Consider the following 20,780-nt stretch of genomic DNA (forward strand, 5'->3'; position numbering starts at 1 on the left):
AGTAAAAAGGAGGAAAAAATGATGCAGGAAAAGCGCGAAGAAACAACGAGGACAACTAAAAAAAGCACGGCGCGTTCTCAAGGCCTATACAAAGCTATATGGCGCTGGCACTTTTATGCGGGTTTAGTATTTACTCCGTTTCTTCTTATATTAGCTGTTACTGGAGGCATGTATTTATTCAAGCCTCAAATTGAAGAAAGACTGTACCACGACTTGTATCATGTTCAAGCTCAGTCACAGTCTACATCCCCTTCAGCACAAGTGCAGGCTGTAAAGGAAAAGTATCCAGGCGCTGACGTGTTGACGTATAAGCCCAGTGAGCGCTCCACTCGTTCTTCAGAAGTAGGAATCTCATTAAAAGACCATACATATACGATTTTTGTTAATCCTCACAATGGTCACATTGTAGGAAAACTGGATGATTCGAGTCGCTTAATGAATCAAATTGAAGAATTTCACGGAGAGCTAATGGCAGGAACAGCGGGTGATCGTATTGTAGAACTGGCTGCCTGCTGGGCGGTTGTCTTAATTGTAACCGGTGCTTTTTTATGGTGGCCGCGCAAAAAAGACAAAGTAAAAGGCGTGCTGATCCCTCGTTTTTCAAAAGGTAAAAACGTGCTTGCACGAGACCTTCATGCGGTACCGGCCTTTTGGATTTCAGCCGGTATGCTTTTTCTCGTACTAACGGGCCTTCCGTGGTCAGGACTGTGGGGCAATGCGTTTCAGCAAATCGCCACAAACGCAGGCGTTGGGTACCCTCCGTCTATTTGGGTAGGCAGTGCCCCTACTTCAACCGTGCAAACAAAAGATGTAGCGGACGTGCCTTGGGGAGCTGAAACGTTAGAAGTTCCAAGCTCCACATCTTCGCAATATACAAAAGTATCGCTTGATGACATTGTAGATATTGCAAAAGAACAGCTTATGCACGACGGCTATACCATTTCTATTCCACAGGAACCTCAAGGCGTGTATACGCTCTCTGTTTTTTCACCAAGAGCTCAGGATGAAGCAACCATTCACCTTGATCAATACACCGGCGCTGTGTTAGCTGATTATCGGTACGACAACTATGGATTTATGGGAAAATTGATTGCGCTTGGTATTACGCTTCATAAAGGTACACAGTTTGGGTTTATAAATCAGCTTATTGGCCTCATTATTTGTATCGGAATTGCTGGTATCGCCATCAGCGGAGCCTTACTGTGGTGGAAACGAAAACCAGCTAAAAACATAGGTTCTCCTAAAGTTCCTGAAGGAAATGCAATGCGCATCGTGACGTGTATAATCGTGGTGTTTGGTCTTGTCTTTCCTTTAGCCGGACTGTCCTTAGTTATCGTGTGGCTTTTAGATTTCTTTGTCATCAAACGAATTACAGCATTGAAGCGGTTTTTAAACGCATGATGCATGAAACGATGTGAGGTGCAGTAACAATGAACAAATGGAAAATACCCGGATTGGTCATACTCAGTACGATTTTACTTTCCGCGTGCTCTGTAAACAGTAACGCAGATCAGCTCTACAAGCAGCCAAAGCCTCTGTCTGCGCATGTGATGCTTCCTGAAAATATAGAGCCACGGAGCACACAGGTACTAGAAGTGCACGTAATGCAACAAAATAAAACGGTGAATGATGCAAAAAGCGTTCAGTTTAAAGTGTGGAAAAAAGATGCTCCCGGTAAAGTTGAAACAGTAAAAGCGCATTATGACGGCAGTATGTATAAAGCAAAAGCAACCTTTAAAGAGGATGGTATTTATTATATTAAAACCGATATTAACGCGCGCGGTGAACACATCCTTCCTACTCAGCAAGTCGCAGTAGGCAAATTATCGAAAGAAGAGTTACGTTCACTGCAGCCAGCTGAAAACGAAACGCACCATCATCACTCTCATCATTAGGCATAAGCTCACGTTCAGGGGCTGTACGTGAGCTTATGTTTTTCTTATAAATTCTAGCTAGTTCCATTATATGTTTTTACATTTTTTTCTTATTACTTTAAAATAAAAGTGATAAACGTTTTATAAAGGAGTTTTACAGATTGAAAAAAATTGTTTCTGGTATTTTAATTTTAGTATTAGCCGTTATTGTTATGATTGAAGGAAATCCGTTAGAGCAGAACTCTTCAACGAATACCTCCTACGATGAAGTAATTACCTTCCCTGCTGATCGTTACCCTGAAACTGCAGCGCACATTCAACATGCAATCGATAAAGGAAAATCGGCTGTTTGTACAATTGACCGAGACGGGGCTGAGGAAAACCGCCGTGAGTCTTTAAAAGGCATTCCGACTAAAAGAGGCTATGACCGAGATGAGTTTCCGATGGCCTTTTGTGAAGAAGGCGGAAGCGGTGCCGATATTGAATATGTAAAGCCTTCAGACAACCGAGGCGCCGGGTCTTGGATCTCCCATCAAGTAGACGAGTTTTCTGACGGTACGAAGGTTTTAATTGAAGTGAAGTAAAAAGAATGGTCGTGATGACCTTTCATTTTTTATATTAAAAGTCTATAAAAAATGAAAAATTGCTCTTGCCTAAAGATACTCTTCACTTTTAAAATAAAAACGTGTGTGTTACATATATGCATCATCGTTTTATAGGAGGAATGAGTTTCTTGGACAATCTATGGCAGCAGCTACTCCCTGCCTCATGGCAATTAACTTTATTTATTTTCTTTTTTGTTTATATCTTGCGCTACAAACAAGAGAATAAATTTAGCATGCAGCTTCACTTGCTGCTTAAGTTTCTTTATGCCGTTATTTTGATTTTAAATGCGGTGTTGTTTTTAGTGGAAAGTCAGCGCGATTTTCTTTTTTATGCAACGCTTTTCATGAGTATCCTGACAATTATTTTGATGGAGTTCACGCTTTCTGCAAAAAAACAGAACGAGCTTGATTTTATTTCAGCCGTTTCTTGCTGTGTTCTTCCGATTTTTATTTCTTTACTTGAACTTAGTTAATGAACCAAAGGCCTCTGGTGATTCAGAGGCCTTTTTGATGTTATTGATCTTTGTTGTTACGGTCCATCATATCTTTTGGATCTTCTACAATATCTTCTGGATCACGGTTGTTATCTTTTTCATCATCTCGATACATCTTGTCATTTTTATCTACGCCAGGTACGTTATTGTTGTTGTTCATATTGTCTAAGCCCGTGTTTACAAACGTCACGTATACTTTGTCAATTTTACTATCTGCTTCTCTCACACGGTCCGCAATTTTTTGTTCAAAATCAGTTGAAACTTCATGATAAGTATCGCCGTTATACGTTACGTTGTTGACCTTGCCGTTATCATTATTGTCCGCTGCGTCATTTCCGGCTAGGTCTACCGTTACATAGGCATTATTATTATCGCGAAGCACATATGCATCATCAACTTCCTTCATATCTTCTACATTTTGCGCTGCTTTAACTGACTTGGTCGGCTGATCGGTGTTATCCATTGGGATATTGTTATCAACCCCGTCGTTTGTAGAAGTGTTGCGTAATCCATTTTGAGTGTCGTCCATTGCGTTATTGTCCTTATTTCCTCCGCATGCAGCTAGACCTGAAAGGAAAAGAACTGAAGAAGCAATGATAAGTCCTTTTTTCATTTTTTCCATCTCCTTAAATATAGTTTGCAGTCGTATTATGCTTAATTTTTGCAAAACTATTCAAAGAAGACGGAGAAGTGAGAGCCTTTTTTCTAACTATGCTTAACGCTGCTAGCAATACTATAGGGAACATTTCAAGATTGCAGCTGTGCTTATTCACCTAATAGCTTTCGGACAGCTATTGACAGCGTATTGACATGCCGTTCTACGTTCGCCGCCTCAGCAACTTGTTTCTGTTCATCGACGTTGTAAACCGGCGCTGGATTTTGTGTAATTCCGTTGATCGTTGTAGCCATAAAAGCTAGCAGGTCATCTGCTGGTACAGCCGGAGAGAAATTCTTTACTTCTATTTGTTCCGTAATAAAGTCGTGAAGCTTTTTTTGGATATATTTAAGGTTTGATACTTCAACTAGCTGATCTTCAATTTTCATAAAACGCTGAGGGTCTTTTGAATACAACGCTACTAGTTCAAAGTAAATTTCTCCTCCCGCTGTCATTGATTCCTGGATATGCTCTCCAATATACATAATAAAATCATGTAACATTTCAAAGGAGTCTTTCTTTGTCTGAAGCAGGGCTTCAATTTTATCTTTTACTTTATAGCTGACGCTTTCTTGATTAAGAAGTCCGACAAATACTTCATCAAGGTTTGAAAAATATTTGTACACGCCTCCTTGACTCATTCCAGCTTCCAAAACGATATCTCGCATGGCTACATCATGCACCGGTTTGCTCTTGCATACTCTTTTGGCTGCTTCTAAAATCTCTTGCTTCTTTTTTTCAGCGTATCCTTCCCTTACTTTTGGCATTCTTTTCACGCTCGCTTACTTTTCTATTTATTTTCGAATGTCTCTAGTGTATCAATAATCACCTGAGCTGCTTTTTCAGCTCCCTTTTCACCTCGGAGTTGTTTTCCGATTTCTTGTGCTTTGAATCGAATTTCATTAACTTGCGTACAGGAAATAGCTGCGGATAATTTTTCAGCCGTCAATTCTTTTCTCGGAATGGCTTTTGCTCCAGCTCCTAGCTCATGAATTTTTCTTCCCCAAGCGAATTGGTCATTTCCATAAGGAACAATAACACTTGGAACACCGGCTCGAAGGCCTTCGGCTGTTGTTCCCGCTCCTCCATGATGAACAACGGCAGACATTTTAGGAAACAGCCACTCATGAGGGATATCTTTTACAAATACAATGTCTTCTGTTATCTCCTCCATGTGATTCGTTCCACTTCCTCCTATATTGATGATACCTCGTTTCCCGGCAAGTTTTAAGGCTTTAATCACTAAAGCAGTCGTTTCGTCTGCGTTTTTTTTATCCCCAACACTTCCAAATCCAATATAAACCGGCGGTTCTCCATCCTTTAAAAATCTTTCCAGCTTCTCTTCCGGCTGATAGCTATGGTCACTGTCCATAAACCAATTTCCATAGGAATGCACGTGTTCAGGCCAATCTTTAGATACGGAAAATACGGCGGGACTTGATGAAATAATAGTTGGGTTAGCTGCTGTACGCTGCTTTGGATACGGACATAAAAAATCGTTATTTCCTGTTCCATGCTGCTGCACCCAATATTTTTTTAAAGGACCACTTACTACTTTCCAAAATCCCCATTCAAAAATACGATGCGTCAGCTTGTTATATATTTTTCCAAATCGGGGGCGATCATAAAAAAGTAAAGCTGGATAATCTTTTGTTGGTATCATTGGAAAAGGGCTGGCTAGGATACTTGGTATATTCATCTCTTTAGCAGCAAAGTAACCAATTGCCGCACCTGGATGATATACAATTGCATCGGCTCCTTTGCATGCTTTGTGCAAATCTTCTTGTATATTAATCATCATACCCATCATCTTTTCATTTTTTAAGCTTGAAAAAAATTTGAGAGGGTTGTCTGCATTAATTGCGTCGTCTGCTGCTCCGCTCTCTATAATTTTAGAAACATCTCCTCGAAGCATGGCATATTCAAACCCGTACGATTCTATGAAGTTTTGGTAAGCTTCTGAAGCGGCAATTCGTACACGGTATCCTTTCTTTTTTAGCTCTAATCCTAAAGCCATAAAAGGCTGGGTGTCTCCTCGAGTTCCTGTTGTTAACATCGTAATAAGCATCATTTCAGCCTCCTTATATTAAAACGACAACTATGTCGTTTTAATATAATGTACCCTTCTCGGATTAATCCGTCAATAAAAAAACGACAATATTGTCGCTTTTATTACTATCCTTTATTTTCCTAAGGCTCTTTTCGTAAAGTTACATAGTTGAATTTGCATGTCTTAAGTCCAAAAACGTGACATAGATGTCTTTAATCATTGAGAAACCGCCTCCTAAAAGAGCATTCTAAAGATAACCCCCTCTTTATAAAGAATGAAAAAAGATGCTTCGGGTTTTAAACGAAGCATCTTTTACCTATTAGAGCTATGAATAGTTACCTATTTTTCAAGTTAAACTGCTCGTGAGGCAGCTAATTTCTCAATTGGGGCTTGTTCAATTTCTGCTGCTGATATAGTCAGCAACTTTTCTAAAACAGCCGTTATGCCTTCATTTGTTTCATTACTTTTTTTGCAGTCATTAATATGCTGGTTTAATTGTTTTTTATAAGCCTCGGTATGAATGAGCCACTGACTTAACAGCTCTTTTGTTGCCGGTTTTTCGTCTTCGCTTTTAGCTCCAAATAAGCTCTCCATATCAGGTTCTTGAATAATTAGCTTACTAAAATCTTCGCTTGCTGCAAGCCAAAAATAGTTTTCTTCGTACTCGTAATATCTGTGTTCTTTTATTGAACTACCCCCACTTAGCAAGCTTAAAGTAGGAGATTCCTAAAATCTCCAAAGACTTAGGAACCCTTCCCGTTCAACGGAGTCGGTTAGCCATACAAATTACAGAAGTGTCCTTTCGGGACAACCACACATACAGCTCTTTCTATGTAAGCAAGCGCTTGTAGCGGGTACACCAACCTTCATTGGTATGGAATGGCTTGAACATTCTTGTAATGCACCCAAACCTTAGAAAATCGCTATCTGCTCCGGTAGCGTTAGTAAGTATTTGGTACAAGAAGTTCAAGGTATATATTACTTATGCAAAAGCTTTCTTTAAATGTTTACTTTCTTTTTCTGTTAATTCTTTATGTGTAAGATTGATGTTACCAGATGGTTTATTTACATCGAACAACGGTTTGATTAACCTGTTCTTGCCCATAAGGGAAAACCACATTTGAAAATGTAACAACTTTCCCCGAAAGGGAAGTCATATATAAGTCATGTGTGTCCGGCTGATAAGTAAAGACAAAATTGCCAGCTGCGGCATCTTTGCGTCCCGAAATCAACACTTGCTTGTTTCGTACAGCTAAAAAGAGTTCTTTCCAAGACTGATGATCTTGCACAAACTCTTTTTTCGTAAATTGGTGCTTAAACAACTTTTTTGAGCCAAAGACCACGCTAGAAATATGAGTGGTCAACTTCTCTTTTTGTCCTTCTAGACGAAAAAGCCGGTGTGCTAAATGCCCAATTTTTGCTTTTAGTCGTTTAATCGTGACATCGAGATATTGATGCTCAAATAAGTAGGTATTCATCCAAATGAGAGAACAACTCTTACATTCTAGTGAAATAAGTCCACTAGAATGTAAGACATAGTTTCTATTTTTAGGAAACCTTAGGGTTCCTTCGACACAGCTCTCTTTTATCTTACGAAGAGTGGTCAAAAAGGAACGTTCTTTTTTTAGTTTGTTCTTTATCTTTTTAATCCTTTCGTCTGTTTGCTTGATATACAGCTTATTTAGTTCGGTTTGAGCTTTTAGAAGAGCTTGAGATTCACGTACAATGCTGTTTGCTATATAATCATTGATGCCAAACTTTCTCTTCACGACTACGTGAATACTTTCCTTATATAGTTCGCATTCCCACCGTTTTTGACGAACGAGTGTTGGAAACGCAAAACGTCTGGCGCAATTAAATACTTTGCTTAACGTTGCCATTTCAGCTACTGTAAGGACGTTTACATCCTCTTTCCAAATACGCTTTGAAAAATACGCTTTCTTCATTTGTCTACCCTCCCGAACTTACGTTCTATTATTTAGTTAATAGTTTATAACAAGATAGGGAAACATTTCAAACTCAAAGTCAAAAAATATTAAACAAGACCGCTTCATCCCCCACCTACTCGCTGGGCTCCGCCTATTCCGCTCCTTGAGGTGGGGGTCTTCTCGGCTAAAATGATAAATTTGATAGAATTGTATGAAAGTAAAAATGTACATAATGTTTACATATGTGTCAGTGAAAATATCAAAAGATGGAAGTAATATGGAAGCTCAGCTAATGAAGACGTTTGAAGACTTATCTGTTTTTTACATAGAAAAAACGTAGAACCATTTAAGGGAGAAAGGAAGTTTGACCTCTTTCTTTTAAGCTGCACACACTCCTTTAATGCGTCTCTACAGCAAGAAGTGTAAGCATCATATAGAGGTTAAAGACAGCCAGTAAAACAAGAACGGTATAGACTAGTTTTTTACCTGTTTTGCCTAAAAAGTAGATATTTATTAAACTAAAATACACGCCTGCTGCGCATAAAACGAATGCAAGAAATTCCTTGCACTCACTCGGCTTCATTTGAAAATCTGGATTATAATAAATTCCGAGGTTGTTACTAATAGCGAACGGAACAGTCCACCATCTGATTAAAACCCCTATAAACATAAATATTCCGATTACATTTAGCGTAAATTGCAGCGTTCTCTCCTTTTTCACGCTTCTTTTTGTAGATTCTTTAAAGTTTGCCCGCATGCATTTCCCCCCCTGATGTTTTTAACACAGTAGCTGATTTGAGCAGACCTATATAAACGTTCCTTCTTTTAATTTTATACACGCTAGATCTCACAAATGACATGATTGAACATAAGAAAAGCTTCTTCCATTCAAAAAGGAAGAAGCTTTAAATAATTAGACAATGTATATTAGCGCTCTAATTTATCTCTGTGTTCTTTCATAATCAAATCTTTTATTGCGATGACTTTCCCATTCCCTTCGCAGCATTCCCATTTTGATGCTGTCAAAATGTTCACCGTTTACGATACGTGCTTCTCTGATTCTCGCTTCTTCTTTCATGCCTATTTTTGCAGCTGTTTTTATCATTCTGATGTTGCCTGACCACGTGGACATACCGAGTCTATGCAAAGATGTCGATTCAAATAAAAAATCAATCCACATCCGGTAAGCTTCCGTTCCGTATCCCCCGCTCCAATAGGCTGAGTCGTAAATAACAATTCCAGTTTCCAGCCAGTTTGTTTGCTTGTCCACCCAGTAACAGCTTACGGTTCCCACCGCTTTTTTATCAATGATGACCGTAAGGAGTCGAGGAACGCCTGGAAAAAGCTCATGCTCTTTGTCCAGTAAATTCATATATTCTTTTTTCGTAAGCTTTTCTTCTGTTATATAAGGAGCGTTCCACTTTTTTGCTTCTTGGTTTTTTTCTTCGTATTTCCAATAATAAAGTTCATTAATATCTTCCTCTGTCGCTTCCCTTAGCAACACTTTTTCTCCTATTAGTTTCATCATAAAACATCTCACTCCTTGATTTATTAAATTCTAGGAAATTAAAACGAATATGAATACATAGGTGTACAAGCATAACTTTAAATAACGAATAAAATATAACAACTATGACGAAAGGAGTGAATCCTATAAAAAAATATTATTGCTACTACAATTCAGCAGATGACAAATATTATGTAGAAAACGATTATTCTTTTAAAAAGCGTCCTCATAAGAAAAAACCATGCTGTGTAACCATTAATTATTATACAAATATTGCATATGAAGGCGGACAAATTACTATAAACGGCGGGCAAAATGCATCTCAAGGTGGACAAATTGCCAAAAATGGCGGGCAAAATGCGAATCAAGAAGGACAAATCGCAGGAAAGTGCGGGCGAAATAAGCTAATTGAATTTAATTTCACTAATGACAATGAAGTCTAACTCATCCTGTTTCACATGTAAAACACCGAGAAAAATATATATGCTCCCGGTGTTTTTCTGTTTCCTCTATTTATTATTCGCTTTTTCCATAACTGCAAAATAGTTACCTTCACTGTCTGAAAAATTAAAGACTCGTCCTGAAGGCATTGATACGATTTCTCCCACCGTTACGCTTTTAGCTGTTAAATCTCTGTATAGTTCATCCACATTCTCTGTAAAAAACAGAAGCGAAGGAGTTCCGACGTTTAATTCTGGCTGCATTTTTGCTATTAGCTGTTTGTTATGAAGGATAATAGTTGTTTCAGCACCCGCTACCGGCGCTAGCTCAATCCACTTCATGCCTTGCTCATTATTTTGTTCAGACATAACTTGAAATCCCATTTTTTCTGTCCAAAACTTTACCGCTTGATCTTGATCGTTTACATATACCATAATTTGACCGACTTTTTTAATCATTGCTTTCACTCCTTGGATATAGATAAAATAATTTCTTCGGCTACGGTATCTGCCGACTTTTCCTTTGTGTAGATTGTTTGTTTTGCCAGCATCTCATTTGATGGATGCGTTACAAAATGTTTGTTAAGTTCAAAAACATCTTTATCATCTGTTATTTGCTGCAATCTTTGATGTAATAGTTGTATAGACACTTCTTTATCAGCACTGGGAAGCAATAAAAATAGAGACTGGTAAGGTTTTAACGTCTTTTCTACTTGCTGAAACAACCCCATGTCTTCATACACTGAGTGACCCGCGCCAAAATCAATGACCGCATGTTTGTACTCTTCTAGTATTCTTTTAACGGCATAGGCTTCAAACGGCTTCCAATAGTCGTACATGCCTTGAAATCCTTGTTTTTCTCGAATGTTTTGCTGTGTTTCTTTACTGAATCCTATTTCCCTGTAGTAGGAAAACCTCACTTCATCCATTGAGCACTGAGGAATATCTAGTTTTTTTGCCACTTTTTCACCGACCGTCGTTTTTCCAGCGCACATAGGTCCAATGAGAATAATGGGGGTTTGCATATGCTACCTCCTTATTTCACTTCCAGCACAAACGCGTACAACGCATCTCCATTGGATACATTTTTTTGATTTTTATCCATCCACCATACTGAATATGAGTAGTAGTAAGTACCTCTTTCAGAAGGTGTTTTCATCTTATTTTTCTTTAGTGGTACGTCCACTTCATTTTTGTTTTGTATTTGTACCATATGCCTCTCGTTAGGCTGCCGCTTATGTTTGATAATAAGCGCTAGCGATTCATTTGCTTTAACTTCAATAGGCTTTTCGGTTTTTAACAATTCTAAAGGGCCTGCTTTATCCACACACGTCTCTTTCCAGCAGTATGTGCCAACTTTTGTTTCATAAAGGTGGTTGTTTGCCTCGAGATACGCTTTTGGCGGGGATTCTTCAAGAACTCCACTGCTTGAACATCCCGTAAAGCTTGCTACGATAAGTCCAAACCCGGCTGTTTTCCATTTTCTCATCGTTTCATCACCTTTTTACTATTTCTTCATTGCTTTTTCATTTCCTGTTTCTTATTTTCTTCCCTTTTAAATTATGTTACATATGTTAATCGTTTTATTTTCGCTACACGCTTTTTAAAGAAATGAAATATGAATAACTAACCCATCTACTAACAAAGAAGCGAACGTATGGAGGCGCCAAACCGAGACGACAAATATATGCACAATGAAGAACGCAAAAAAAGTGCTGCTCTTGACAAGAGCAGCACTTTTTTAAACTTGCACGCTATTTGATTCTACTAATTTCCCATCTTCCATCCACACAACGCGGTCACATAAATCCAGCATTCTTTGGTCATGCGTAACCATTACAGCTGATTTGCCCCTCAGCTTTACTTCATCTGCGAGCATTTGCACGACTGCTCTTCCTCGCTCTGAATCCAAGCTTGCCGTCGGCTCATCTGCAAAGATAATTTCAGGGTTATTCATCCACGCTCTTGCAATCGCTGCCCGCTGGCGCTCTCCGCCGGATAGACTTTCAGGATAGTGATGTTTTCGATGAGCAAGCCCTAGCTTTTCAAGCAAATCATCCGCTCTTTTTTTGGCGTCTTTGTTTCGATTTCCTTCTAGTTCCGTTACAAGAAGAAGCTGATCGCGAACTGTTAAATATGGAATTAAATTAGCTGATTGAAAGATAAAGCCGATTTTCTTCAAACGGATGCTGTTCATTTGTGATGGAGACATTTTATTAATCTCGTCTCCGTCAATGATCACACGTCCGCTAGACGGTGAAAGCAGCGCACCTGCAATGGATAAAAAGGTACTTTTCCCAGAACCAGAAGGACCGACAATCGCCACAAGCTCTCCTGCTTTTACACGCAGCGATAGGTCATTTAACACGACTACAGCGTTTTCTCCTTCTCCAAACGACTTGCTAACACTCTCTAAAACTAATTTTTCTTCACTCATTAAACTGCCCTCCCAATCGCTTCAACCGCATCTACTTTTGCTACGCGATACAGCGACAATAATGAACTCAGTACGGAAACAGCTACAAACAGCGCCGAACAGCCTGCGATTAGCGACACGTCCAAGTGAAACGGCATCGAATCCGGCAATACGGCTGCTACTCCGTACGTCAGTCCAATGCTAATAGCGAGACTGCATAAAGTTAACACAACCACTTGAGATAAAATCGTCCCCGCTAAATAACTTGTTTTTGCTCCTATCGCTTTTAACACCCCAAACTGATTCATTTTTTGAAGCGTTATTACGTAGAAAAAAACGGCTAATACAAAAGCGCCAATGATAAACAAAAACGCGACCATCATTAAAAGCGAGCCTTGTTCTTCTTGATAGCCAGGAATTCCTTTTAACGCTTCATCTTTACTAATTACATCAATGTCAGATTCCTTTTTTTGAAGAGCATGTGCTTTTTTATCGTTCATATTTAACACCACTGCATTAAAGGCACCTGTGCTTTCAATTGTCTTCCACTCTGTAAGATTAATATGAATAACAGGCGCGTGACTAAACGACTGATTTTTTGTAAACCCAACAATCCTAAAGCTTTTTCCTGAAGCCGTATCTTTTATCATATCACCTAGCTTTACTCCTTCTTCTTTTAGAGAAGAGTCCGCCACGGCTTCATGTTTCGCATCGTTCGTAATCATCTTCCCTTCTATTACGTTCGGAGCTAAAAAGCCGCTTGTGCTTACAGCAAAAAACGAGGCGTCTATTTTTTTCTGTTTTCCTTCACTTATAACGGCTGTCATCATCACACCAAGCGGCTCAGCATTTTTCTTGCCGCTTAGTTGTTGAATATCTTCTGTTTTGTTTATAGATAAAACAGAGCGCGTCAGGCGCTGATCCGCTTCTTTTTGAAGCACAACGTAATTTCCTTTCATTTCTTGAACAGCTGAAGCATTATCAGAGGAAAGCCCCTTTGCTAAGCCTGATACAAAAAGCACAAGCCATACAATTAACACCATAATCACGCCAATGAGTAAGTAGCGCAGCTTCGCATGTTTCAATTCACGTAAAGCCAAAAACATGTTTCTTTCATCTCCTTTTTTAATTCTATTTAAAGTATAAAAATAGAAAATGAATGGAAGATGAACGGCTCATTACATTTTCGGAAGATAAACGTGAAAGGTGCTGCCTTTTCCTTTTTCGCTTTCAACGTGAATGGAACCTCCGTGCATTTCGACAATTTGCTTCACAATCGCTAAGCCAAGCCCGCTGCTTCCTTCGGTCCGGCTTCTTGCTTTATCTTCTTTATAAAAACGATTAAAAATATGCGGGAGGCTTTCTTTTGACATGCCAATTCCCGTATCTTGAAATTCCACGCGGCAATGCGTGTCTTCCATACCAACGCGAAGAGACAGCGTTCCTCCTTCTTCCGTAAACTTTACGCTGTTTGTAATCAAATTTGTCCACACTTGATGAAGCAGTTTTTGATCGCCTGAAATCATCGTTGAAGGAAGATCCATTTCAATAGCTAGCTCTTTTTCACGCCAGCTCCACTCCGTCATAAACAGCACTTGCTTGATTTGAGCTGCAACATCAAACGTACTTTTTTCGATATGTCCACTTTCTTTATCAAGTGAAGCAAGCGTAAGCAGCTGTTTGCTGAGTGACGACATGCGCCGGCTTTCTTCTTCAATAATAGACAGATACTCATTTCTCTGTTCATCTGAAAGGTTAGCAGAACGGAGCGTTTTTGAAAATCCTTGAATGGACGCCAAGGGAGACTGAATTTCATGTGACACGTTGGATACAAATTCTTGGCGCATCTCTTCAAGCTGCTCTAAACTTTTAGCCATCTCGGAGAAATGTGAAGCAAGCGCGCCGATTTCGTCTCGGCGTTTTACGTACAGCTCGACGTTGTATTTTCCTTTTGCCACTTGTTTTGTCGCTTCCGTTAGCTTGACAATTGGTTTTACTAAATAACGCGTACTAATAAGTACAAATAAAATACTTAATATAATCATCAGCAGTAAAATAACCGAGAAAAAAATGCGCATTTCCCCGAACTGCAGCTGAATATCAGGGCGGATAAACAGCGCTTGCTGCTTGTTACTTTCTCCTTTTAACGGCACGCCGATGGTATTCGCTAACACATTATCAAAAAATCCCGTCACAAACACCTGTGAAGGAAAGTTTGCAATTCCGTGATACATTTTTCCGTCCAGTACTTGTTTGACAGCACTCTTTTCTAAGCGCTGATTTCTAAATTCCCGTCCGTAAAACGTCTCATGTCCGCTCCTGTCCACCACATATATTTGATAGCCCAATTTACTAATATGCTGTAAATAAGCTTGTTGATCCACGCCCCTATTGTTTTCGTAAAAGCTCGCAATGTCTTTTGCCATACGCGTAAGCTTTTGATCGTTATAAGGTTTTAAGCTGTACTGATAATAAACGTTTGCTAAAATAAACGCTAGGAGACTGCTAAACACCATTACAGCAATGGTTGTCAAAACAATCCGCAAATAGAGCGTCTTCATTTTGCCGTCACCTCAAGCTTATAGCCGACGCCTCGAACCGTCATAATGACAAAATCATCGGTATGTTCAAACCTTTCGCGCAGCCTTTTTACGTGTACATCGATTGTGCGGTTATCTCCGTTAAAATCCGCTCCCCATATCAGATGAATTAATTCTTCTCTTGTGAAAATTCTTCCTGGATAGCTCGCAAGTTGAGCTAATAATTCAAATTCTTTCATTGGAAGAATTAACAGTCGCCCGCTGCAGTGCACTTCATAGCTTTTTCGGTCGATAGAGGTGTTGTTCAGCACGATCATTTTTTCATTTACCACTTCGTACCGGCGAAGCAGTGCTTTGATTCGAAAAATCAATTCTTTTGGTTCAAACGGCTTTGTCACATAGTCATCTGTTCCTGCTAAAAAGCCTTTTTCTTTGTCTTCCAGCTGATCTTTTGCTGTTAACAAAATAATTGGAAAATCATAATAGCTGCGTATTTCTTCGCAAACTTCATATCCGTCTTTATGAGGCATCATAATATCGACAACCGCTAAATGAATGTGCTGCTTAGCAAGCAGACCCGAAGCTTCCTCTCCGTCTTTTGCTTCATGAACCACATAGCCTTCAAGCTGCAAATAGTGACGAATTAATTGCCGCATATGCTCATCGTCATCCGCCAGTAAAATATGAATCATTTCTTCTGCCACTCCTTTTATCAACCATTTAAAATGGCGGCCTTTTGGCCGCCATCGTTTATTCTTTCAGTATCTATCTGTTTACTAGTGTAACCAAACGCCGTGGTCCTATTGCTTTTTCATTAGGATAAGGACTTATTGTGAACAGCAGATGAACAGCTTGTTACAAAATCCATTCACCGCGCGCAATCATCTCTACTTTTCCGCCTACTTGAATGTGAAAAGCTTCTCCATCATAACTAGCTTTTACATAAAGCAGTGAAGGTCTTTCGATTTCGTATCCTTGTTCTACACGTATGTCAATAGCTTGCTGATTAAAGTAACGGTATTTAACTAAATATGCTGCCAAACAGCCGTTGGCGCTGCCGGTTGCCGCATCTTCTGGAACGCCGTAGTAGTCAGCAAAATCTCGTACGTTTAGCTGATGATCTTGGTGATAGGTTTCCGGCGAAAAGACCATAATTGCTTTCGCTTCTGTATTTTCTATCAGTTTGAAATATTTTTCTTTGTCTACATTTATTTCTTTAGCTGCTTCTAATGATATTAACGGGACAAGGATGACCGGCAGACCGGTGGATACTTCTTGAACGGGAAAACGCGTATCGATATGTGCTTCATCAAGGTTTAACACATCCGCTACCTGCTTTTTATCTAACACTTTCCCAAACGTGGGCTGACCTTGCTTCATCCACAGCACATCTTTTTGTTCATCATATGTAACGGGCGTAGGACCTGCTTTATAATGAAGAATAAGCTCCTCTGTATCTTTTCCTTCTAGTTCTTCTCGGATAACATAAGCGGTACCGAGCGTCGGATGTCCTGCAAATGGTACTTCTTCATTAGGCGTAAAAATTCGCACGTTATATTCTCCTTTTGCAGAAGCAGACGTGATAAACGTCGTTTCAGAAAAATTAATTTCTTTAGCCATTTGCTGCATCTCTTTATCTGAAAGTCTTCCTGCGTCTTTAAAAACAGCGAGCTGATTTCCCGTATATTTTCTCTGTGCAAATACATCAACAATGGAATACTGAATACTTTTCATTTATGTGTTCCTTTCTAAAGGGAATTTTCATGTATGAAACAGGCCATTACGTTTTTCTTTAAAGCCTCATATTGCTCCTTATTGGTATCCATAAACGCTTCTTCCCGACTGGACAAAATGTCTGCATAATGGAGAGGCTCACGAAATTGTTCTTGTGTAAAATCATAGCGCTGTCCGTTGAGCTGATTATAAAAATGCCATCCTTCTTTACACGGAGTTTTTAAAATATATCCTCCTTTGATATCTTGAACGACAAGAGCTGTCACGCCGCACTGTCCTTTGGCAGGATTGTCAGCCGTCCACTTCGTGCTTGAATGAATTGACCACGATTGGTGCAGGGCTTTCTTTAAACGATTCACGTTTAAGCACCTCCTTTTTCTTCAAATCTACCATATTCTTCTTTTTTATGAAAGTTCCCGTTAAAAAACCCATAGCACAAATATTCTTACTTTAAAAATAATTTAAGGAAGAATAGAAAAATAATAGAAATAATGTATAATAATAGAGTCATTTTAGATGATAGATTATAACCAATGAAAGGTGTTTTAAATGGAAGAACAAGCAGTAAATGAACTCCTGTCTTTTGAAGAAGAGCATAAAGTAGTTCGAACAAATACGTCCTATTATGATTTGAAGTGGGGAAAAACAGCTAATCCAGCTAAAAACAACACGTGGAACTGGGCAGCCTTTTTTCTGACAAGCGCTTGGTTTGCATACCGAAAAATGTATAAGCACTTTTTTATTTTAACGCTTATTGAGGTAATTTGGTTTTCCCTTTTGTGCTTTGTAGACATACCAGAGTGGTCGGATGCAATTGTGTTCGGCGGTGCTTCACTTATTACAGGGCTATGTGCCAACCGCTGGTATTATAAACAAGTTAAAAACGTGTTAGTTCGAGCCGAAGCTCAGCCGGAGCAGCGGAAAGAAGCTTATCTGCAAATAAAAGGCGGCACTCACATCGGAATTGCTATTGGTTTAAGCATCTTAGCGCTTGTGATTACTTTTGGAGTCGGAGCGGGATTATCATTTTTACCAACAAAAACGAATATTAAAGATGTAGTTCGCTACGGCGACGAAGCAATTACTCTTGAAATGTACAACGATCATCCAAAATGGACCTATATTAAAAAAGAAGGCCGTCATCACGTTGTACAATTTACCGGCTACGATTATACAGAAAAAGAGCATGTACGCATTGTATTTAATGTTTATTTGGATAAACAAATTTACGAATGGGACAAAATTTACATCAACGGCAAAAAGTTAAATAAAAAAGATGCGGAAGACTATGAATACTGGATTGAAGACAGTTCAGCATATTAAAAAGGTCAGCAAAAAAAGAAAGGATGAGGTTTGCTCTCCTTTCTTTTTTTGTTTTATCTTAAAGCGTCAAAGGGAGCTTAACCGTCACTACTGTCCCGTTCTCATCACTTTCAATCGAAAGCTTACCGTTATGCTCGTTGATGATTGTTTTACAAATAGAAAGCCCTAACCCCATGCCTGTTCCATCTTTTGTTGAGAAAAATGGATTTCCTACTTTATTAATAATGGATAGCGGAATCCCAGAACCGGTATCTTGAATATCAATAAGAGCACAATCTTCCCATTTTTTGATAATAAGATTTACTTCCCCGCGTTTCTTTTTCTCCATTGCTTCAATGGCGTTTTTCAAAAGATTCATAAACACTTGTCTCATTTGAGCAGGATCGATTGATACAAGCGGAATGGCTCCTTCTATTCTTACGTTCATTTCGACATTATACAGCGCAGCTTCACTTTTCAAGAAAGCAACGGTATCATGAATAACTTCTACAATCGATACGATTTCTTTTTTAGGCGCTGTTGGCTGCGTGACAAGCAAGAAGTTGTTAATAAGTTCATTCATACGGTCCAGTTCATCAAGAACAATTTTTTGAAAAGGCTCTGCCTGTTCATTTTCATTAAATAAAAATTGAATAAAGCCACGCACCGACTGCATCGGATTTCGAATCTCATGTGCTAACCCTGCTGCTAGCTGCCCTACGAGCGCCAGTTTATCAAGCTGCAGAATTTTCTCTTCAATTTTCGGCAAAACAGCCGCTTGATTTTTATAAATAATATGAGACAAAATACCAGCCAGCCGGTTTAACCCTTGAATTTCACTTTCGCTAAACTGATAAGGATCCGGATCGACCGCGCATAAAGTACCAAACATCCTCCCGTCTTCTAGCACAATAGGTGTTCCTAAATAAGAACCTACCCGGGCACCATCAATGATGGCTAAATTAGACGTTCTAACATCGCGTTTTGTATTGGGAATAACAAGGGGTTCATCACACGTAACTAAGTTGCATACCGCAAGCTCTAACGGCAGCGTCAGTCCATCCTCTACAAGGCTTCCCCCTTCTTTATTAAAGGCTTTCATAACTGAAAATTGTTCGTCGAAAATCCCTACAAACAGCGTTCTGCTTCCGACTACTTCGCTAGCCATCTGCAATACATCCCAAACGGCTTTTTCATTGATGTTCCTCTCTTCCATTACCTTAGTCACCTACTATTTAAATATAGACTGTTCTATTCTCTTACTCTCATTATAAAATTTAAATGTAAAAACGTATATCAAAATTTTAAGAACTCGTGTATTTCTTCTATTTCATCATTAGGGTTAAGGATAGCCAAGACTTGATGGTCTTCCCATATGCCATTAATATTTACATTTTTCCTAGCAATTCCTTCCCTACGAAACCCTGCTTTTTCTAATACGCGCTGAGAAGGCAAATTACGTGGCATAACGCCGGCTTCAATGCGGTGAAGATGCAGCTCTTCAAACGCATAGTCAACAAGTGCTTTTACGGCTTCTGTTGCGTACCCTTTTCCATTATGATGCTGATCTAGAAAATAGCCGATAAATGCGCTTTGTAAAGATCCGCGCAGCACTTGAAAAAGACTAATGGTGCCAATCAGCTTATTATTCTCTTTTTGAAAAAGACCAAAATAGTATTCTTCATCGTTTCTCCTATTCTCTTCGTGACGCTGAATTTTTTCTACTTGGCTCTCTAACGTATAAAAAGAATGCTCTCGAATCATAGAAAACTGTTCAAAAAAGCCGCGATTGTCCTTTTGCAACCGAAGGCTGTCGTGTGCATCGCTGACAGTTAACGGGCGTAAATAAATAGTATGACTTTCAATCATGTTATGTCTCTCCCTCTTTTACTTCTCACAGAAAGTTATGTAAAAAGAATGCTTCATTAACATTTTCCATTTTCTCACATAGTAAGCGTTTCTTACTGTAATGTAAAGAACAAAAAGCGGATCCTGACTTAAAATGGTATAGGGAAAGTACTAACGTGTTTATTTCATAGTAAAAAAATAAGAAGCCGAAGAAAAAATTCTTCGGCTTCTCCTTCATTATGTACGCAGGCTAAGGAGGAAGTGGTATTAGCCTGCTTTGTTATAACATGGGGGCTCATATATGAGATCTTGGGATGATTCATCCTATGTAGAAAGTGAAAAAAAGTACCGTGTCCATCTTCTTTTCTTATCTTTTTTTATTTCCATTGAAATCATTGGATATTTTTGGAGCACTTTTGCATTTCAGGCATATGTTAAAAATGTACTCAGAACTTGGAGGTGAAATATATGGGCTTCTATGGTGGCTGTGGTTATGGCGGTTACGGTTACGGCGGCGGCTGCGGATTTGGCAGTGGCTTTGCTTTAATCATCGTATTATTCATTTTATTAATCATCATCGGCTGTGCTTGCTGGGGAGGGTTTGGCGGTTGCTAATCATTAGAAATAATGATGAACAGCTTCATTTCCGCTAATTTTTTTACCAAAAGCTAGCTTTCCACTTTATTATGAAAAAGCAGTGTCCACATAATGGGCACTGTTTTTAAATGTGCTTATGAATCAGGTAATAATAAGACTAGCCATTATAAAAAAATAGATTTTTTTAATCTGCCGTTTCTTGTCTATTTCTTCCCCTCACCTTATTTTTCTTGTTCATACTTCCTTTTCTTCTACATATTAATAGATAAAAAGATTAATTAAAAAGAGAGTCACTCTGCAACTCTCTTCCTGCTCTATGTAGATGCTAAACATTAAACAAACGTTTTTTTCAAGACAACGCGCTGATCATTGACAGTATAGCCGTTTCTTTCATAAAAAGCCTGTGCAGCTCCTCCAGTCGCCGTCAAGAGATACAAGCTGTTGATATCGTGTCTTTGAAGTTCGTTCTCAAACCGGCTTAAGATAGCTGAACCGTACCCTTTTCCCTGCACGCTTGCGCTGACACAAAGCTCGGCCACGTAAAAGGTCATACCGCTGTATGATTTTTTTGCGTGACCTGCAATCATTCCAATCAACTCTCCTTGGTCATAAAATAAATAGCCCATAAATTTAGGTGTGTTCAGTAAATCAGTCAGCCTTTCTCTAGCTGATTTCTCTGTCCATGGCTCATTCCAAGGTTTTTTTGTAAATACATTCATATATAAGTTAATGCACTGCTGCATATTCTCTGCAGTGAGAGGTACTACTTTTTTGATCATTTTCACGCTTC

General features: G+C 39.1%; 26 protein-coding genes. 7 read left to right on the top strand and 19 right to left on the bottom strand.

What is annotated here, in order from left to right; all coding sequences use genetic code 11:
• Positions 1-18: 18 nt before the first annotated feature.
• From LJC66_RS17085 to LJC66_RS17100, 4 genes are all read left to right on the top strand, one after another.
• Positions 19-1,401 (top strand): PepSY-associated TM helix domain-containing protein, encoded by a 1,383-nt coding sequence (locus tag LJC66_RS17085; protein WP_230933076.1) that lies wholly within the window; start codon positions 19-21, stop codon positions 1,399-1,401.
• Between the two features lie 29 nt (positions 1,402-1,430).
• On the top strand, positions 1,431-1,895 hold the full coding sequence (locus LJC66_RS17090) for a FixH family protein (protein WP_195696479.1): 465 nt from the start codon (positions 1,431-1,433) through the stop codon (positions 1,893-1,895).
• Between the two features lie 140 nt (positions 1,896-2,035).
• Entirely contained in the window at positions 2,036-2,458 is a 423-nt protein-coding gene (locus tag LJC66_RS17095) for a NucA/NucB deoxyribonuclease domain-containing protein (RefSeq protein ID WP_195696478.1), read from the top strand.
• 140 nt (positions 2,459-2,598) lie between these two features.
• Entirely contained in the window at positions 2,599-2,952 is a 354-nt protein-coding gene (locus LJC66_RS17100; protein ID WP_225049451.1) for a DUF1516 family protein, read from the top strand.
• A 40-nt stretch (positions 2,953-2,992) separates the two neighbouring features.
• Here the strand turns inward: LJC66_RS17100 and LJC66_RS17105 are convergent, their stop codons facing one another.
• From LJC66_RS17105 to LJC66_RS17135, 7 genes are all read right to left on the bottom strand, one after another.
• A complete protein-coding gene (locus tag LJC66_RS17105) occupies positions 2,993-3,586 on the bottom strand; it encodes a hypothetical protein (RefSeq protein WP_195696476.1) in 594 nt (197 codons plus the stop codon).
• A gap of 152 nt (positions 3,587-3,738) precedes the next feature.
• Positions 3,739-4,395, bottom strand: coding sequence for a TetR/AcrR family transcriptional regulator (locus LJC66_RS17110; RefSeq protein WP_195696475.1), 657 nt, complete (start codon positions 4,393-4,395; stop codon positions 3,739-3,741).
• A 23-nt stretch (positions 4,396-4,418) separates the two neighbouring features.
• A complete protein-coding gene (locus LJC66_RS17115) occupies positions 4,419-5,699 on the bottom strand; it encodes a glycosyltransferase (RefSeq protein WP_230933077.1) in 1,281 nt (426 codons plus the stop codon).
• Positions 5,700-6,029: 330 nt separating this feature from the next.
• Positions 6,030-6,386, bottom strand: a complete 357-nt coding sequence (locus LJC66_RS17120; RefSeq protein WP_230933078.1) for a hypothetical protein — start codon at positions 6,384-6,386, stop codon at positions 6,030-6,032.
• 353 nt (positions 6,387-6,739) lie between these two features.
• Complete coding sequence (locus LJC66_RS17125; RefSeq protein WP_230933079.1) at positions 6,740-7,624, bottom strand: hypothetical protein; 885 nt, start codon at positions 7,622-7,624, stop codon at positions 6,740-6,742.
• 379 nt (positions 7,625-8,003) lie between these two features.
• Positions 8,004-8,363 (bottom strand): hypothetical protein, encoded by a 360-nt coding sequence (locus LJC66_RS17130; RefSeq protein WP_195696473.1) that lies wholly within the window; start codon positions 8,361-8,363, stop codon positions 8,004-8,006.
• Between the two features lie 183 nt (positions 8,364-8,546).
• On the bottom strand, positions 8,547-9,134 hold the full coding sequence (locus LJC66_RS17135; RefSeq protein ID WP_195696472.1) for a GNAT family N-acetyltransferase: 588 nt from the start codon (positions 9,132-9,134) through the stop codon (positions 8,547-8,549).
• 116 nt (positions 9,135-9,250) lie between these two features.
• Between LJC66_RS17135 and LJC66_RS17140 the strand changes: the two genes are divergently transcribed.
• On the top strand, positions 9,251-9,556 hold the full coding sequence (locus tag LJC66_RS17140; protein WP_230933080.1) for a hypothetical protein: 306 nt from the start codon (positions 9,251-9,253) through the stop codon (positions 9,554-9,556).
• Between the two features lie 66 nt (positions 9,557-9,622).
• On the opposite strand, the gene LJC66_RS17145 is transcribed toward LJC66_RS17140, so the two are convergent.
• From LJC66_RS17145 to LJC66_RS17185, 9 genes are all read right to left on the bottom strand, one after another.
• Positions 9,623-10,012 (bottom strand): VOC family protein, encoded by a 390-nt coding sequence (locus LJC66_RS17145; protein ID WP_195696470.1) that lies wholly within the window; start codon positions 10,010-10,012, stop codon positions 9,623-9,625.
• Between the two features lie 5 nt (positions 10,013-10,017).
• Positions 10,018-10,578 (bottom strand): shikimate kinase, encoded by a 561-nt coding sequence (locus tag LJC66_RS17150; protein WP_195696469.1) that lies wholly within the window; start codon positions 10,576-10,578, stop codon positions 10,018-10,020.
• Between the two features lie 11 nt (positions 10,579-10,589).
• The gene (locus LJC66_RS17155) at positions 10,590-11,042 is read right to left on the bottom strand and encodes a hypothetical protein (RefSeq protein WP_230933081.1); all 453 of its coding nucleotides are present in this window, start codon (positions 11,040-11,042) and stop codon (positions 10,590-10,592) included.
• Positions 11,043-11,294: 252 nt separating this feature from the next.
• The gene (locus tag LJC66_RS17160) at positions 11,295-11,990 is read right to left on the bottom strand and encodes an ABC transporter ATP-binding protein (protein WP_230933082.1); all 696 of its coding nucleotides are present in this window, start codon (positions 11,988-11,990) and stop codon (positions 11,295-11,297) included.
• Positions 11,990-13,075, bottom strand: coding sequence for an ABC transporter permease (locus LJC66_RS17165; RefSeq protein WP_230933083.1), 1,086 nt, complete (start codon positions 13,073-13,075; stop codon positions 11,990-11,992). Before LJC66_RS17165 ends, LJC66_RS17160 begins: the two co-directional genes overlap by 1 nt.
• A 72-nt stretch (positions 13,076-13,147) precedes the next feature.
• Entirely contained in the window at positions 13,148-14,530 is a 1,383-nt protein-coding gene (locus LJC66_RS17170; protein WP_230933084.1) for a sensor histidine kinase, read from the bottom strand.
• The gene (locus LJC66_RS17175) at positions 14,527-15,201 is read right to left on the bottom strand and encodes a response regulator transcription factor (RefSeq protein WP_195696464.1); all 675 of its coding nucleotides are present in this window, start codon (positions 15,199-15,201) and stop codon (positions 14,527-14,529) included. Before LJC66_RS17175 ends, LJC66_RS17170 begins: the two co-directional genes overlap by 4 nt.
• 163 nt (positions 15,202-15,364) lie before the next feature.
• A complete protein-coding gene (locus LJC66_RS17180; protein ID WP_230933085.1) occupies positions 15,365-16,243 on the bottom strand; it encodes a PhzF family phenazine biosynthesis protein in 879 nt (292 codons plus the stop codon).
• Between the two features lie 14 nt (positions 16,244-16,257).
• Positions 16,258-16,602, bottom strand: coding sequence for a YunG family protein (locus tag LJC66_RS17185; protein ID WP_195696462.1), 345 nt, complete (start codon positions 16,600-16,602; stop codon positions 16,258-16,260).
• Between the two features lie 190 nt (positions 16,603-16,792).
• Here LJC66_RS17185 and LJC66_RS17190 point away from each other — a divergent pair, with 190 nt between their 5' ends.
• Positions 16,793-17,566, top strand: a complete 774-nt coding sequence (locus tag LJC66_RS17190) for a DUF2628 domain-containing protein (RefSeq protein WP_098580096.1) — start codon at positions 16,793-16,795, stop codon at positions 17,564-17,566.
• A gap of 58 nt (positions 17,567-17,624) precedes the next feature.
• Here LJC66_RS17190 and LJC66_RS17195 read toward each other — a convergent pair whose 3' ends face one another.
• Positions 17,625-18,761, bottom strand: coding sequence for a GAF domain-containing sensor histidine kinase (locus tag LJC66_RS17195; RefSeq protein WP_028409318.1), 1,137 nt, complete (start codon positions 18,759-18,761; stop codon positions 17,625-17,627).
• Between the two features lie 80 nt (positions 18,762-18,841).
• Positions 18,842-19,414 (bottom strand): GNAT family N-acetyltransferase, encoded by a 573-nt coding sequence (locus tag LJC66_RS17200; RefSeq protein WP_230933086.1) that lies wholly within the window; start codon positions 19,412-19,414, stop codon positions 18,842-18,844.
• A 447-nt stretch (positions 19,415-19,861) separates the two neighbouring features.
• Here LJC66_RS17200 and LJC66_RS17205 point away from each other — a divergent pair, with 447 nt between their 5' ends.
• Positions 19,862-20,008, top strand: a complete 147-nt coding sequence (locus LJC66_RS17205) for a YjcZ family sporulation protein (protein ID WP_013057978.1) — start codon at positions 19,862-19,864, stop codon at positions 20,006-20,008.
• A gap of 314 nt (positions 20,009-20,322) precedes the next feature.
• Here LJC66_RS17205 and LJC66_RS17210 read toward each other — a convergent pair whose 3' ends face one another.
• Positions 20,323-20,769 carry a GNAT family N-acetyltransferase gene (locus tag LJC66_RS17210; RefSeq protein WP_230933087.1) on the bottom strand — a complete coding sequence of 149 codons (447 nt, stop codon included), beginning with the start codon at positions 20,767-20,769 and terminating at the stop codon, positions 20,323-20,325.
• Positions 20,770-20,780 lie beyond the last annotated feature (11 nt).

It is taken from the genome of Priestia sp. TSO9 (assembly GCF_021029645.1).
GTDB lineage: Bacteria > Bacillota > Bacilli > Bacillales > Bacillaceae_H > Priestia > Priestia megaterium_E.